Source organism: Marinobacter sp. NSM, assembly GCF_052380025.1.
In the GTDB taxonomy this organism is placed as follows: Bacteria; Pseudomonadota; Gammaproteobacteria; order Pseudomonadales; family Oleiphilaceae; genus Marinobacter.
The window spans coordinates 69,442-83,681 of sequence record NZ_JBQTCK010000008.1; the positions used below are offsets into that span (position 1 = coordinate 69,442).

Genomic DNA, 14,240 nt, shown 5'->3' on the forward strand with positions numbered 1-14,240 from the left:
GCTTACTCCTGGGTTGATTTTGGGGTGCATCGGGTGTTGCCGGGGGGGAAGCGGCAGATCAGCGAAAGGCCGCCGGTGTCTGTGCGGGTAGCGTCCAGAAAGCCGCCAAATCCCTCAATGATGGAACGGCTCATGGACAGCCCAAGTCCCAGCCCCTTGGCCTTGCTGGTGTAGAACGGCTGGAACATCTGGCGGATGCCTTCGTCGTCCAGCCCCGGGCCCTCATCGATGACCTGAATCAGGGTTTCCTGTTGGTCGTTGACGCAGGTGCTGACCACGATCCGGGAGGGGCCTGCACTGTCTTTGCCTGCCCCGGCTTCCACATTGGCATCGATGCCGTTCCGGATCAGGTTGATCAACACCTGTTCAAGCAACACCGGGTCTGCGGTGATAGTGGGGGAGTCTGCGGCCAGGTTTTCATAGATCCGGACGCCGTTCTTCTCCGCTTCCCATTGGCAAAGACGGGCAACCTCGGTAATCACCGAATTCAGGGATACCGGCCCCATGCGCTTCTGGCCTTTGCGCAGGAACGCTCGAAGGCGTTTGATCACTTCGGATGCCCGATTGGCGTGGTGCACGATCTTCTGAAGGCCGTCGTCAACTTTCAGCAGCTTCTCGGGATGTTTGTCCGCTTCTTTGAGAAAGCGCTGGCTGGCGGACGCGAAATTCACGATCGACGCCAGTGGTTGATTCATCTCATGGGCAATGCTGGAGGCCAGCTCACCCAGGGTGGCCAGGCGGGCAGTGTGGGCCAGTTCATCTGCCAGCAGCCGGTTCTGCTCCTCGGACTCCACCCGGGCGGTGATGTCACGGGATACACTGATCACCTCCACCACTGCGCCGGTATAGGTCTCCCGGATGGCGCGGCTGGCAATCTCGAACCAGCGGCGGCTTCCGTTGCGGTGAATAATCTCCAGCGTCATGGTGGCGTAGCCGTCTTCCCGCAGCCGGTGGCGGGTCAGGGCCAGTTGCTCGGCCACGTTGTCACCCCGGAATACCTCCTCCAGTGCCTTGCCCCGAAGCTCTTCAGGCCAATAGCCGAGCAGGCGCCAGGACGCCGGGGTTGCATCAATGAAGCGCCCGTCCGGAGCGTGCCGGGATATCAGATCTGTGGTGTTCTCGGTAATCAGCCGGTACAGGCGGTTGGAGCGAACGGCCTCTTCCAGGGAAAGAATATCGTTGGTGGCGTTCCGGCCCCGAACCAGTACCTGCTGGTTCTCTAAGTCCGGAATGAAACTCCACAGGAAGATGTGGTCGGCAAACCGGGATTCCACGGCTTCAATGGCCCGCGCCTGGTCCAGGGCCGAGTTGGCCAGAGCCGTCGCGTTTATCGGCAACAACTGTTCCGGGCGGTTCAGCTTTGCTTGGAGTGTCAGGGTATCAGCAGCTTTATTGCTGGCCAGCACCTCTAATTTGCGACTGACAATGAGAGTCGGCTGCGGATCATTGGGTATTAGTTGGCTGAAACTACTGGAGTTCTTTCTGTTGGCCATAAAGTTATAGCAATTATCCTATAATACCATGGTAGAGTTTCTAGTATTTTTTCTATCTTCTACCATCTCGGGCAATTTGAAGTATAGCTGCTTTGGCTATTCTTCTGAATATGCCATAAGAACAACATCTGAGTTAGAGGACCACGCCAATGACTTCGATCTTCGACCAAGGCCTTGCGCCCCGGGATGCCAACTACGCAGTTCAGTCCCCCATTGATTTTATCGAGCGCACCGCCAGTGTGTATCCGGACTATCCGGCCATCATCCATGGTGCCATCCGTCGCAACTGGGCAGAAACCTACGACCGTTGCCTGCGCCTGGCCTCTGCCCTGAAAGGCCGGGGTATCGGCCGGGGCGATACCGTGGCGGTGATGCTGCCTAACATTCCGGCCATGGTGGAATGCCACTTTGGTGTGCCCATGATCGGCGCAGTACTGAACACCCTGAACGTGCGCCTGGATGCCGAGGCCATTGCCTTCATGCTGGAGCATGGTGAGGCGAAAGTCGTGATTGCCGACCGCGAATTCGGCCAGGTAGTTAGAGATGCGGTTCGTCACCTTGAGCACAAGCCCCTGGTGATTGATGTGGACGATCCTGAGTACGGTGAGGGTGTCCAGGTCAGCGACCTCGATTACGAAGCCTTCCTGCAAGAGGGTGACCCCGAGTTTCAGTGGAGCTTCCCGGCCGATGAGTGGGATGCCATTTCCCTGAACTACACCTCCGGCACCACGGGTAACCCCAAAGGTGTGGTTTATCACCACCGCGGCGCCTACATCAATGCCCTGGGTAACCAGACTGTTTGGTCCATGGACATGCACCCGGTGTACCTGTGGACCCTGCCGATGTTCCACTGCAACGGCTGGTGTTTCCCCTGGACGATTACCGCCATGGCCGGTACCCACGTGTGCCTGCGCCGGGTAGACCCTGAGAAGATCCTGCAGCTGATCCGTGACCACCAGGTTACCCACATGTGTGGCGCTCCGATTGTTCTGAACGCGCTGCTGAATGCCTCGCCAGAAGCCAAGGCGGGTATTGATCACGAAGTGAAGTCCATGACCGCCGGCGCAGCGCCCCCTGCCCAGGTGATTGGCTCCATTGAGGAAATGGGCATCAAGGTGACTCACGTTTACGGTCTGACTGAAGTGTACGGCCCGGTAACCGTGTGTGCCTGGAAGTCGGAATGGGATGAGCTGCCGTTACGTGAGCGTGCCCAGATCAAGGCGCGCCAGGGCGTTCGTTATCACACCCTGGGCGGTACCATGGTGGCTGACCCCAACACCATGCAGCCGGTCCCGAAAGACGGCAAGACCATTGGCGAGATCTTCCTGCGCGGCAACACCGTGATGAAAGGTTACCTGAAGAACCCGAGTGCCACGGAAGAAGCCTTCCGGGGTGGTTGGTTCCACACCGGTGACCTGGCCGTGTGGCACGAAGACGGCTACATGGAAATTAAAGACCGCCTGAAAGACATCATCATCTCCGGTGGTGAGAACATCTCCACCATCGAGGTGGAAGACACCCTTTACCGCCACCCGGCGGTGATGGAAGCTGCGGTGGTTGCCCGGCCGGATGAGAAATGGGGTGAAACGCCCTGTGCCTTCATCACCCTCAAGCCAGAGGCAGGGGATGTGTCTGAAGAAGAAATCATCAATTTCTGCCGCGAGCACCTGGCACGATTCAAGGTGCCCAAAACCGTGGTCTTCTCGGAACTGCCGAAAACATCCACCGGCAAGATCCAGAAATTCGTACTGCGGGACCAGGCCAAAGAGCTGAATTGATCCCCGAACGGCGGCACCCTTCGGTGCCGCCACACCTCGTCACAAAAACAACATTGACTGGCACCCTAAACCGGTGTGCGCGGAGGTAATGTAATGCAAATGTTCCACAGAAAAAACGGCGAAGAACAGCCGTTCTGGCCGGCCGGCCCCTTCAAGATCCGTTTGCCGTTCGTCCACTATCGCTGGGAGTTCGCGGAGATGGTCCAGGCCCTGATCATGTTTGTGGTCAGCCTGGCGATGATTCCCCTGCTTGAAACCTACCTTGGTGTGCCTTACGAGGTTGCCCTGGCTTATGTGGTTATCTGCGGTATTGGCTTCATGCTGCCGGCCCTGCTGGGCGTGCCCCTGGTCCCCGGCTGGATTACCCCGGGCATTCCTGTGGTTTTGCTGTTCCTCTCGGACTACGAGCCCGGCCCTGAGGCAATCCAGGCGCTGTTCGCCTTGCAGTTCCTGGTGTTCCTGATCTTCCTGGTTCTGGGTGTTACCCGCCTGGGCAGTAAACTGGTTGAGTGGATTCCACGCTCCATGAAGGGCGGGATCATTATCGGTGCCGGTATTGCGGCCCTGATGGGTGAAATCGAAGCCGGTGGTCGTCTGGCCAACACGCCAATCTCCCTGATTGTCGGTGGCCTGGTCTGTCTGTACCTGATGTTTTCAGTGTCTTTCAAGGGTTTCGTTGACAAGAGCAACATCGCTCGCAAGATTGCCAACTACGGCATGGTACCGGGTATGGTTGTTGCCATTCTGGTAGGTTTTGCCACTGGTGAATACGCCGTACCGGATGTGCAGTGGGGTATCACCAAGCCCGCTTTTGATCAACTGTGGAACTACCTGCCATTTACCGTTGGCTTCCCGGATCTGAATATCTTCCTGTATGCGATTCCGACCGCTGTCATCGCTTACGTGATTGCCTTCGGCGATATCGTCGTGGGTCAGTCCCTGATGAATCGTGTGGACCACCTGCGTAAAGATGAAGACATCGACAACAGCATCGACCGTGTTCACCTGGTAACCGCTATCCGAAATGGTGGCCACGCCTTCTTCGCTCCGTACCCTGGCCTGGCAGGCCCGATCTGGACGGCGGTCACGGCCACCATGGCAGAGCGCTACAAGTACGGCCGCAACGCCATGGATTCCATTTACAGTGGTGGTGGCACCTTCTGGATTACCGGCTTTATCGCGCTGTTTGTTCTGCCGCTGGTGAGCTTTTTCCAGCCGGTTCTGCCGATTGCGCTGTCGCTGACCCTGCTGCTGACCGGTTACATCTGTCTGATGGTGGGCCTGGAGCAACTGGAGAACAACACCGAGCGAGGCATTGCCGGCACCATGGGTGTGGTCCTGGCGGTGTACGGTGCAGGCTGGGGCCTGGCCACCGGTGCCATCCTCTACTACCTGATTGAGCGTACGCATCTGCTGAAGTTTACCTCTGACCCGGAGGCCCCGGGCGCCGAGAAGAGCGAGTAACACTAAACCCGGTGCCGTTATGACGATGGCGGCACCAACCCACTGTGTGTCCTTGGGAGGCTAGATGCCTCCCTTTTTTTGTTTGTAAAAGTGTGCTGACAGTTTGTCATTTCATGACAAATTGTCGAATTTTTCAGGCTGGCCCCTTCCAGTTATCCGGAACACGGGGGTACACTGTCGTAACTGGTGAAAATTTATCCAATGTCGAGTGCTTCAATAACAACAAACCGACAAAAGGGGGCCGGAATGACCATCAGTTCCACACCGGACGGCGTCGCCGTCAAACCCAGGCATCTGCGTTTTGATGTTCGTGACGAGTTGAAAACCCTTTGGCACGGCAACGATGCCTTCCGCACGGCATTTTTCAATGCCTTGTCCCTTCAGTTTCCCGATGGCGAGCAGCAATTCATCAACGCCGTTCGCCTGTACCGGGACCAGATCACCGACCCGAAACTCAAAGAAGAAATCAAAGGCTTTATCGGCCAGGAAGCGCTGCACAGCCGGGAGCACAAAGACTACAACGAAGCGCTAAAGGCCCGAGGGTATGATATTGATGCCCTGGACAGACGGTTCCAGAAACATATGGAGTGGGTGGGCCGACTGCCGCCAAGTCGGCAACTGGCGGGAACCTGCGGGGCAGAGCACTACACCGCCGTGCTGGCCAACGCCATTCTCAGCCATCCCGAGTGGATGGAGGGCGCTACGCCGACAATGCAACGGTTGTGGCGCTGGCATGCCATCGAGGAAACCGAGCACAAGTCGGTGGCGTTCGACGTGTACCGGGCTTGCGTTGGCAACGAGCGGTTGCGCCGGATTGTCTTTTTGTTTGTCACCTGGAATTTCTTCAAGTACACCTTCATCAACACCTGCAGCCTGCTGAAGACGGATGGCAAACTCTGGAGTCTGAAAACCTGGTTAGGCGGGCTGAATTTTCTCTGGGGGAAGCCCGGCGTTCTGCGCAATTGCCTGCCGGAATTTCTGGCCTATTTCCGGAAAGATTTCCACCCATGGCAGCAAGACAACCGGCGACTACTGGAAGATAACCTGAGAGAACTGGAGGTTTGACAGCCTGAGGTGGGTGCTGAAATTTTCACCAATCTGTGCAAGACTGTAGCGCGACAAAAATAATGACAATAAAGGGCATGCCCAGATGAGGTGTTGCCCGCACCCGGAGACACACAGCATGCGCGTTGGCCTGATTGTAGATTCCGCCTGTGACCTTCCCTATGAATTTGCCCGGAAGCACGACCTGTTCGTTCTGCCGGTAACCGCGATTATCGACGGCCAGACCTACACCGATAAACATTGCCCGGTTCGTACTCAGGAGTTTTATCAAAGTGGCCTGTTGGGCAAGGGTCATGAAGCGGAAACCAAAGCCTACACTGCCGAACAGATCCATGACTTGTTTATGGAAAAGATTGTGACCGAGTTCGATGTGGCCATCTGCGAAACCGTCACCAAAAGCCGTAGCCAGATTTTCCAGAATGCCGCGGAAGCCATGAACTCCGTCATGGCTCATTACGAGGAGGCCCGTAAGGCCGCTGGCCGGGATGGCAAGTTCTCCATGCGGGTGATCGACAGTAAGCAGATCTTTGCCGGGCAGGGTTTGCTGGCAGCCTATACTCTGAAACTGATTGAGCAAAAGCTTTCCAAGAATGCCCTTCGGCATGAGGTCGAGACGTTTACCGACAAGATCTATACCTGTGTGATCCCCAGAGATCTTCACTATATCCGCGAGCGGGCCCGACGCCGTGGCGACAAGAGCGTTTCGGCTTTGGCGGCGTTCCTGGGCAAGGCCCTGAATATCATTCCGGTCATATTTGGGCAGGGCGCTGAGGGCAAGCCAGTGGTCAAAACCCGCAGCTTTGATATGGCGGTCGAGAAGGTGATGAATTACGCGGTTGCCCGGGTTGAAGCCGGTTTATTAACGCCTTACGTCAGCTTGTCCTGCGGCCTGACCTGGACGGAGATCGAAGATCTGCCAGGCCTGAACCGCTTGCGCGATGCCTGTGAAAGCAATGGGGTAGAGCTGTTGCTGTCACAAATGGGTATTACCAGTGCCATATACGTGGGCCCGGGCAGTATCTGTCTCGCCCTGGCCGCCGAGCCCCACATCTTCAACGATTTCCAGTAGCCTCCAGGCCTGTCGGCCAAGACTGGCCCTGCATTGCCCCAACCGGGGTAATTCCGGCGAACCCGCGCCAGGCCAGTTCGTGTTAGCCTCGTCGGCAACGTTCAGGACCCTAGCCAAAAGGATGCCCGGTTTATGTCAAAGACAAGCCCAAGCCTTGCCGATACTTTGTTGGAAGCACATGTCAAACACGAGATGTCTGCACTCAAAGGGGCAAAACTGAAAAAGTTCATCGATAACGAGGTAGACGAGCTGCTCGATCACGCGGGCAGTGTCACCCTGAACCGACTGGTAAGTGCGGACCAGGTGATGGGCGTGATCCAGCGTATTGTGGTGGATATGGAGCTGGACGCCGGTATTCCGGAGCTGGCCGCGGAAATGGCGACCGAGGTCATGAATGCCTCGGTCCAGTCTGACACCACCCTGGGCGATATCCTGTCGCGTGAACAGGCCAGCGGGTTCATCGAAGAAGCCCTGGAGCTACGTCACCAACGGGAGCGCATTATTGCCGAAATCATGGCGCACCCGGTCTACCAGGAGCTGGTGTCCAACGTGGTCTACCACGGTCTGGTCAATTACCTCTATGAAGACAACCTGATTACCCGGTCTGTGCCTGGTGTTGGCTCCATGATGAAGTTCGGCAAGAAAATGGCCAATAGGGCGGTGCCCGGGCTGGACGAAACGTTTGAGCGGCGCATCAAGGCCTGGTTGGCAGACAGTTTGCCGGGGCTGATTTCCCGCAGTGAGCAATTCCTGCACAAGGCGCTGTCTGATGATGAGCTGAGAGATACCGTGATGGCTGCCTGGGTATCCCTGGAAGGCCGCACCATTGCTGAGCTCAAAGAAGGGCTGGGTGATGTGGAGTTGCAGGAGTTTGTGGTTATGGGGTACGAGTTTTGGCTGAATTTCCGGAAAACCGGCTACTTTGAAGGCTGCGCCCGGGCGGTGGTGGAGCATCTTTTTGCCAAGTATGGCGATCGCCCGGTCATGGACCTGTTGCAGGATGTCGGGGTGACGCGAGAGGTTATCGTGACCGAAGTAGAATCCCTGGCGCTGCCCATCGTGGAGGTGTTGGCCGAAGAGGGCTACCTCGAAGCGCTGGTACGCCGGCGTTTGGGGGCATTTTATCGATCTGCCGCAGCCAAGAAATTGCTGGCTTAGTCTGTTTGGTGGCTTCTTTGCCCTAAGGCCGTCAAGACTCGGGCTCAAACAAAAAGGCCGGACGATGTTTGTCGTCCGGCCTTTTTGTTGTTGAAGTAATGCTGGAGATTCTTAGCGCTCCAGGTACTTCAGTTTGTCAGGCTTGCCGTCCCATTCTTCAGCGTCTGGCAGCGGGTCTTTCTTCTCGGTGATGTTCGGCCATTTGCCAGCCAGCTCGGCGTTGATCTCAACGAACGCTTCCTGACCAGCCGGCAGTTCGTCTTCAGAGAAGATGGCCTCGGCCGGGCACTCGGGTTCGCACAGGGCGCAATCGATGCACTCGTCCGGGTCAATCACCAGAAAGTTGGGGCCTTCGTAGAAGCAGTCCACCGGGCAGACTTCCACGCAGTCGGTGTATTTGCACTTGATGCAGTTATCAGTAACGATAAACGCCATAGTCAGATCCCTGGTTCGTAAAGTAATCGGTCTCATCAGGAGCCCTGATGTTCCGGCCCCATCTATAATTTTGTGCGCGATATTGTAGGGAGCGCCCCCCGCAGCCGCAAGCGTTGGGCTGCTATAACCTTATTACACAGATCAAGTTTGGCCCAGTTTCCTGTTATTTTGCCAGCAAAGCTTTCAGCTCGTAGAGCTGATTGAGGGCATCCCGTGGTGAAAGCCCATCAATGTCCAGTTGTTGCAAGGCGTCCTCTACAACGCTCGGCTCCGCGCTGGCAAACATATCGCCCTGAAACACCGACTCCACGGCAGCCGGTTGTTTAGCCGTTTTGGGGGCTGGTGATGGCGTTTCAGCGGCACCGCCTGTCGTTCCATTGGGCGGGCCGGCGCTGCCTTCCAGATGTGCGAGCTGCGCCTTGGCATTACGAATCACATCCTGGGGCACCCCCGCCAGTTTGGCCACTTGCAAGCCATAACTCTGGCTGGCCGGGCCATCGTGCACATTGTGCAGGAAAACGATGGAGTCGTCGTGCTCGGTGGCCGTCAGGTGAACATTCACCGCATGTTCCAGGTCATCCGCCAGTTGGGTCAGTTCGAAGTAGTGGGTGGCGAACAGGGTGTAGCAGCGAATGTCCCTGGCCAGGTGCTCAGCCGTGGCCCAGGCCAGCGACAGGCCGTCAAAAGTACTGGTCCCGCGGCCAACCTCATCCATCAGCACCAGGCTGTGCTCGGTGGCATTGTGCAGGATATTGGCGGTTTCGGTCATTTCCACCATAAAGGTGGAGCGGCCACCGGCGATGTCATCGGAAGAGCCCATGCGGGTGAATATCCGGTCTACCGGCCCCAGTACCGCCCGGTTAGCAGGTACAAAGCTGCCGGTGTAGGCGAGCAGGGCTATCAACGCGGCCTGGCGCATGTAGGTGGACTTACCACCCATGTTCGGGCCGGTGATCACCAGCATGCGCCGCCTGGTGTCCATCAGCAGGTTGTTAGGTACGAAGGGTTCGTCCAACAACTGTTCCACCACCGGGTGCCGGCCCTCTTCCACATCAAAACCCGGTTCCTCGGTAAACTCCGGGGCGGTGAAGCGCAGGCTGGTGGCGCGTTCGGCAAAGTTGCTGAGCACGTCCAGTTCCGCCAGGGCCTGTGCGGCATCCTGCAGCGGTGCCAACTGCTCGGCGACGGCTTCCAGTACGTCGTCGTACAGGCCTTTCTCCCGGGCCAGAGCACGGCTCTTGGCACTCAGGGCTTTGTCTTCAAATTCTTTCAGTTCCGGTGTAATGAACCGCTCAGCGTTCTTCAGGGTCTGGCGGCGGATGTAATCCACCGGCGCCTGGTCTGACTGGGCGCGGCTGATCTCGATGTAATAGCCGTGCACCCGGTTGTAGCCCACTTTTAGGGTGGAAATGCCGGTACGTTCCCGCTCCCGGGTTTCCACATCCAGCAGGTATTGGCCAGCGTTCTCGCTGATATTGCGCAGTTCGTCCAGCTCTTCGTCGAACCCCTCACGAATTACGCCACCATCCCGGATAACTACGGGCGGATTCTCGATGATGGCCCGCTCCAGCAAGTCCGCCAGCTCCGGGTATTCGCCGATGACCGTGGCCAGCTTTACCAGGTGATGTGAGTTGACGGGCTTTAAAGCCTCCTGCAGCTCCGGCAGGGTTTGGAAGGCGTCACGCAGGCGTGCAAGATCCCGGGGGCGTGCCGAACGCAGCGCCACACGGGCCAGAATCCGCTCAATATCACCCACCTGCTTGAGCAAGTCGTGGACGGGCTCGTAATGAAAGCCGTCGAGCAGTGCCGAGACCGCCTGCTGGCGCTGGCATACTGCCTCGACATTCCTGAGTGGCCGGTTCAGCCAACGGCGCAGTTCCCGGGCGCCCATGGCCGTGGCTGTGCGGTCCATCACCCAGGCCAGGGTGTACTGCTGGCCACCCATCAGGTTGGTGTCTATTTCCAGGTTGCGGCGGCTGGCGGCATCCAGGATCACCGCATCTTCCCGCCGCTCACGGGTAAGCTTTCGAATGTGGGGCAGGGCGGTACGCTGGGTTTCCCGGGCGTACTGCAGCAGGCAGCCGGCGGCGCAGATTGCCAGGTGCAGATCTTCACAGCCAAAACCGGTCAGATCTTTAACCTGCAGCTGCTGGGTAATCACCCGCCGGGCGGAATCCATCTCAAACAGCCAGGGACCCTGGCGACGAATCCCGGTGAAGCCCTCCAGCACCTCGCCGTAGGGAAAGTCCTCGCTAATCAGAATCTCCGCCGGCCGAAGGCGTTGCAGCTCCCCCTGAAGGTCTTCCAGGCTCTCTAGCTCGGCAACCGAAAACCGGCCACTGGAGATGTCCAGCGACGCGAACCCGAACTGTTCCTTGTAGCTGAAAATCGACACCAGCAGGTTGTCTCGCCGGTCTTCCAGAAACGCCTCATCACTCAGGGTGCCCGGTGTAACCACGCGCACCACCTGACGATCAACCGGCCCCTTACTGGTAGCCGGGTCGCCAATCTGTTCGGCAATGGCAATGGATTGACCTGCGCGCACCATGCGGGCAATGTACCCCTCAGCGGCGTGGAAAGGCACGCCCGCCATCGGGATCGGATTACCGCCGGACTGGCCCCGGGCGGTCAGGGTAATATCCAGCAGTTCAGCCGCTTTCTTGGCGTCGTCGTAGAACAGCTCATAGAAATCACCCATGCGGTAAAACACCAGCTCGTTCGGGTGTTCCCGCTTGATCTTCAGGTACTGCTGCATCATTGGGGTGTGCTTGGAAAGATCGGTCTGGGCTGCTGACATGGACTTGTCCGGTTGATCGTACTGTTGGGTGAAAGCGGGGATTGTAAGAAAATAATGCCCGTGATGAAACGAAGGGTTTGGCAACAGACACAGGGAGATTGTTATGCAGGCCTCTGACCAACAACTGGAGAGTGCTGGAAACACGCTGGGTGATTGGCTCGCCGAGCACGGTAAAACCATCGCCACTGCAGAAAGCTGTACCGGCGGCTGGGTGGCCAAAGTGCTGACTGACCGGGCGGGGTCGTCTGCGTACCTGATGGCCGGACTGGTGACCTACAGCAACGAGGCGAAACAGGCCATTCTGGGGGTTGAAGAATCGGTGCTCGCCGAACATGGCGCGGTAAGCGAGCCAGTGGTTCGTCAGATGGTCGCCGGCGCCATCCGCGCTGCGGATGTGGACATAGCCGTGGCCATCAGCGGCATTGCCGGCCCGGGTGGCGGCAGTGATGAAAAGCCCGTAGGCACCGTATGGTTCGCCTGGGGCACCGGCCCGGACCGCATCGAAACCAGCCTGCAGTGCTTTGACGGCGACCGGGATCAGGTGCGACGCAAGTCGGTTTTGTATGTTCTGCAAGGGGTTACGGAGTTTCTGAAAACACTGTGACGTTTTTCACCCGGGCAGGGGTTGGTCTCAGCGAAGGCTTATGTTTTAATACTGTTCAAATATACAGGAAAACACTGGATGCCTCCGGTGTCATCGCTTTGAATTTCGCTGCTGTTGGCCCAATCGCGGCTCAGCGGCCCCGGAAAATGAGGGTCAGGTACCAATGGAAGACAATCGCAAGAAAGCACTCAGCGCAGCACTCGGCCAGATTGAGCGCCAGTTCGGTAAAGGTGCCGTGATGAAAATGGGCGACCAGCCCCGTGAAGCCATTCCTGCGGTATCCACCGGTTCCCTCGGGCTGGACGTCGCCTTGGGTATTGGCGGTCTGCCTTACGGCCGGATCGTTGAAATCTACGGCCCGGAAAGCTCCGGTAAAACCACACTGACCCTGCAGGTTATTGCGGAAGCCCAAAAGGCCGGAAAAACCTGCGCCTTCATTGACGCCGAGCACGCGCTCGACCCCATTTACGCGGAAAAGCTGGGCGTAAACGTAGACGACCTGCTGGTGTCCCAGCCAGACACCGGCGAACAGGCCCTGGAAATCGCTGACATGCTGGTGCGCTCCAACGCCATTGACGTGATCATCGTCGACTCCGTTGCCGCACTGACACCGAAAGCCGAAATCGAAGGCGAGATGGGCGACAGCCACGTAGGCCTCCAGGCCCGCCTGATGTCCCAGGCTCTGCGTAAACTGACCGGTAACGTCAAACACGCCAACTGCCTGATGGTCTTCATCAACCAGATCCGTATGAAAATCGGCGTCATGTTCGGCAGCCCGGAAACCACCACCGGCGGTAACGCCCTGAAATTCTACTCCTCCGTACGCTTGGACATCCGCCGCATCGGCGCTGTCAAAGAGGGCGACGAAGTGGTTGGTAACGAGACCCGCGTAAAAGTCGTCAAGAACAAGGTATCTCCGCCCTTCAAGCAGGCCGAGTTCCAGATCATGTACGGCAAGGGCATCTACCACATGGCCGAAGTGCTGGACATGGGCGTTAAAGAAGGCTTTGTCGACAAATCCGGCGCCTGGTACGCTTATAACGGCGACAAGATCGGCCAGGGCAAAGCCAACGCCTGCAAGTTCCTGGAAGAGAACATGGACATCGCCAACGAAATCGAAGCCAAGGTTCGCGACAAACTGATGCCCAAGCCGGTGAAGAAAGAAGCGGCAGAAGCGCCAGTGGAAGCAAACGGCGAGCTGTTGTAACTTTTTTCGGACCGCCCTCTGTAAAGTTGGGGGCGGCGCAGTGGGGAGCTTTTCCGGGAATCTCGGAGGCCATGGATGGCCGGAGCGAAGCGCACATGGATGTGCTTGTAGCGTTTCCCGGAAAAGCTCCCCACTGTGCTGACCTGGCACGTTAGTTAGGTGCAGGAATAAGGTTGGAATACTATGACGATAAAAAAGCAGTTGTTGATAGTAGCCCACGCCCCATCCCCCAATACCCTGAAACTCCGGAACGCCACAGAAAAAGGCGCCCGTCACCCCGACATCGAAGCCGTAGAAGTCGTGGTAAAAGCCCCACTCGACGCCGGCCCCGAAGACATCCTCGCCTGCGACGCCATCATCCTCGGCACCACCGAAAACCTCGGCTACATGTCCGGTGCCCTCAAAGACTTCTTCGACCGAAGCTACTACCCCTGCCTTGAGAAAACCCAGGGCCTGCCCTTTGCCTACTACATCCGCGCTGGCCACGACGGCACTGGCACCCGCCGTGCAATTGACAGCATCACCACCGGCCTGCGCTGGAAACGGATACAGGAGCCCCTGCTATGCAGGGGAAATTACAAGGATGAATTCGAACAGCAGTGCGAGGAACTGGGCATGTACGTAGCGGCCAGCCTGGATGCTGGCCTGATCTGATTAGCTGGCAAACCGGTTGTAGAAACCTTCAATCCGGGAAAGGGCATTATCGATCGCTCTGGAATATCCTTTCTTGTCGAGGCAATAGCTGAACTGAAGGCTAACACGGAAGCCGGTCTGAAACGGCTGGCATGACACCACCCGGGCGTCAATGCGCGACTCGCTGATGTATTTGCCTTCAATGTCCAGAAACAAACGTGCGCCGGAGTCTACCGGCCGAGGGCACAGCACTGCCATGCCGTAACGGTTGAGATCCAGGCAGGTTACCGCCACCGGCTGCTTTCCGCGACCAAAGAACGCCCTCTCACGGAGTTGTACCCTGAGACACGACGCCGAAAAACGATCCTTGATGCGGCGATCTGCGGAATAATTCGTCATTGCGTTGACCATCACCCGTATTGTACTTGTTGTGTCCGGAATCCGTCCGGGCATGGAAGTGTAGTAATCGACGGCCTGCCTGAAAAATGACCAAGAGGGAATTTGTGATCCGGTTGGCAAATTGCCAGGCTTCAGGCC

Annotated in this window: 12 protein-coding genes; 8 read left to right on the forward strand and 4 right to left on the reverse strand. The window is 57.6% G+C overall.

What is annotated here, in order from left to right; translation table 11 throughout:
* Positions 1-2 precede the first annotated feature (2 nt).
* Positions 3-1,493 (reverse strand): sensor histidine kinase, encoded by a 1,491-nt coding sequence (locus ACTZWX_RS15840; protein ID WP_444714741.1) that lies wholly within the window; start codon positions 1,491-1,493, stop codon positions 3-5.
* 149 nt (positions 1,494-1,642) lie between these two features.
* On the opposite strand from ACTZWX_RS15840, the gene ACTZWX_RS15845 reads away from it, so the two are divergent.
* The 5 genes from ACTZWX_RS15845 (at position 1,643) to ACTZWX_RS15865 (ending at position 8,027) form a co-directional block, all read left to right on the forward strand.
* Entirely contained in the window at positions 1,643-3,271 is a 1,629-nt protein-coding gene (locus ACTZWX_RS15845; RefSeq protein ID WP_444714742.1) for an acyl-CoA synthetase, read from the forward strand.
* A 93-nt stretch (positions 3,272-3,364) separates the two neighbouring features.
* Complete coding sequence (locus tag ACTZWX_RS15850; protein ID WP_354444125.1) at positions 3,365-4,735, forward strand: solute carrier family 23 protein; 1,371 nt, start codon at positions 3,365-3,367, stop codon at positions 4,733-4,735.
* A gap of 246 nt (positions 4,736-4,981) precedes the next feature.
* Complete coding sequence (locus ACTZWX_RS15855; protein ID WP_444714743.1) at positions 4,982-5,800, forward strand: metal-dependent hydrolase; 819 nt, start codon at positions 4,982-4,984, stop codon at positions 5,798-5,800.
* Positions 5,801-5,918: 118 nt separating this feature from the next.
* Positions 5,919-6,869, forward strand: coding sequence for a DegV family protein (locus tag ACTZWX_RS15860; protein WP_444714744.1), 951 nt, complete (start codon positions 5,919-5,921; stop codon positions 6,867-6,869).
* Between the two features lie 132 nt (positions 6,870-7,001).
* On the forward strand, positions 7,002-8,027 hold the full coding sequence (locus ACTZWX_RS15865) for a hypothetical protein (protein ID WP_152437647.1): 1,026 nt from the start codon (positions 7,002-7,004) through the stop codon (positions 8,025-8,027).
* A 111-nt stretch (positions 8,028-8,138) separates the two neighbouring features.
* Here ACTZWX_RS15865 and fdxA read toward each other — a convergent pair whose 3' ends face one another.
* Complete coding sequence (gene fdxA, locus ACTZWX_RS15870; protein ID WP_011785560.1) at positions 8,139-8,462, reverse strand: ferredoxin FdxA; 324 nt, start codon at positions 8,460-8,462, stop codon at positions 8,139-8,141.
* Positions 8,463-8,625: 163 nt separating this feature from the next.
* Positions 8,626-11,259: a DNA mismatch repair protein MutS gene (gene mutS, locus ACTZWX_RS15875; RefSeq protein ID WP_444714745.1), complete on the reverse strand. Its 2,634-nt coding sequence runs from the start codon at positions 11,257-11,259 to the stop codon at positions 8,626-8,628.
* A gap of 103 nt (positions 11,260-11,362) precedes the next feature.
* Here mutS and pncC point away from each other — a divergent pair, with 103 nt between their 5' ends.
* The 3 genes from pncC (at position 11,363) to ACTZWX_RS15890 (ending at position 13,724) form a co-directional block, all read left to right on the forward strand.
* Positions 11,363-11,863, forward strand: a complete 501-nt coding sequence (gene pncC, locus ACTZWX_RS15880; protein WP_444714746.1) for a nicotinamide-nucleotide amidase — start codon at positions 11,363-11,365, stop codon at positions 11,861-11,863.
* A 163-nt stretch (positions 11,864-12,026) separates the two neighbouring features.
* Entirely contained in the window at positions 12,027-13,070 is a 1,044-nt protein-coding gene (gene recA / locus ACTZWX_RS15885) for a recombinase RecA (RefSeq protein ID WP_374786946.1), read from the forward strand.
* Positions 13,071-13,253: 183 nt separating this feature from the next.
* Positions 13,254-13,724, forward strand: a complete 471-nt coding sequence (locus tag ACTZWX_RS15890) for a flavodoxin family protein (protein WP_444714747.1) — start codon at positions 13,254-13,256, stop codon at positions 13,722-13,724.
* Here the strand turns inward: ACTZWX_RS15890 and ACTZWX_RS15895 are convergent, their stop codons facing one another.
* Positions 13,725-14,102 carry a PilZ domain-containing protein gene (locus tag ACTZWX_RS15895; protein ID WP_444714748.1) on the reverse strand — a complete coding sequence of 126 codons (378 nt, stop codon included), beginning with the start codon at positions 14,100-14,102 and terminating at the stop codon, positions 13,725-13,727.
* Between the last annotated feature and the right edge of the window lie 138 nt (positions 14,103-14,240).

Bases quoted from the DNA above. Each gene is read 5' to 3' on its own strand.
- ACTZWX_RS15840 (WP_444714741.1), bottom strand. From the start codon at position 1,493: ATGGCCAACAGAAAGAACTCCAGTAGTTTCAGCCAACTAATACCCAAT.
- ACTZWX_RS15845 (WP_444714742.1), top strand. From the start codon at position 1,643: ATGACTTCGATCTTCGACCAAGGCCTTGCGCCCCGGGATGCCAACTAC.
- ACTZWX_RS15860 (WP_444714744.1), top strand. From the start codon at position 5,919: ATGCGCGTTGGCCTGATTGTAGATTCCGCCTGTGACCTTCCCTATGAA.
- recA (WP_374786946.1), top strand. From the start codon at position 12,027: ATGGAAGACAATCGCAAGAAAGCACTCAGCGCAGCACTCGGCCAGATT.
- ACTZWX_RS15895 (WP_444714748.1), bottom strand. From the start codon at position 14,102: ATGACGAATTATTCCGCAGATCGCCGCATCAAGGATCGTTTTTCGGCG.
- pncC (WP_444714746.1), top strand. From the start codon at position 11,363: ATGCAGGCCTCTGACCAACAACTGGAGAGTGCTGGAAACACGCTGGGT.
- ACTZWX_RS15855 (WP_444714743.1), top strand. From the start codon at position 4,982: ATGACCATCAGTTCCACACCGGACGGCGTCGCCGTCAAACCCAGGCAT.
- ACTZWX_RS15890 (WP_444714747.1), top strand. From the start codon at position 13,254: ATGACGATAAAAAAGCAGTTGTTGATAGTAGCCCACGCCCCATCCCCC.
- ACTZWX_RS15850 (WP_354444125.1), top strand. From the start codon at position 3,365: ATGCAAATGTTCCACAGAAAAAACGGCGAAGAACAGCCGTTCTGGCCG.
- ACTZWX_RS15865 (WP_152437647.1), top strand. From the start codon at position 7,002: ATGTCAAAGACAAGCCCAAGCCTTGCCGATACTTTGTTGGAAGCACAT.
- fdxA (WP_011785560.1), bottom strand. From the start codon at position 8,462: ATGGCGTTTATCGTTACTGATAACTGCATCAAGTGCAAATACACCGAC.
- mutS (WP_444714745.1), bottom strand. From the start codon at position 11,259: ATGTCAGCAGCCCAGACCGATCTTTCCAAGCACACCCCAATGATGCAG.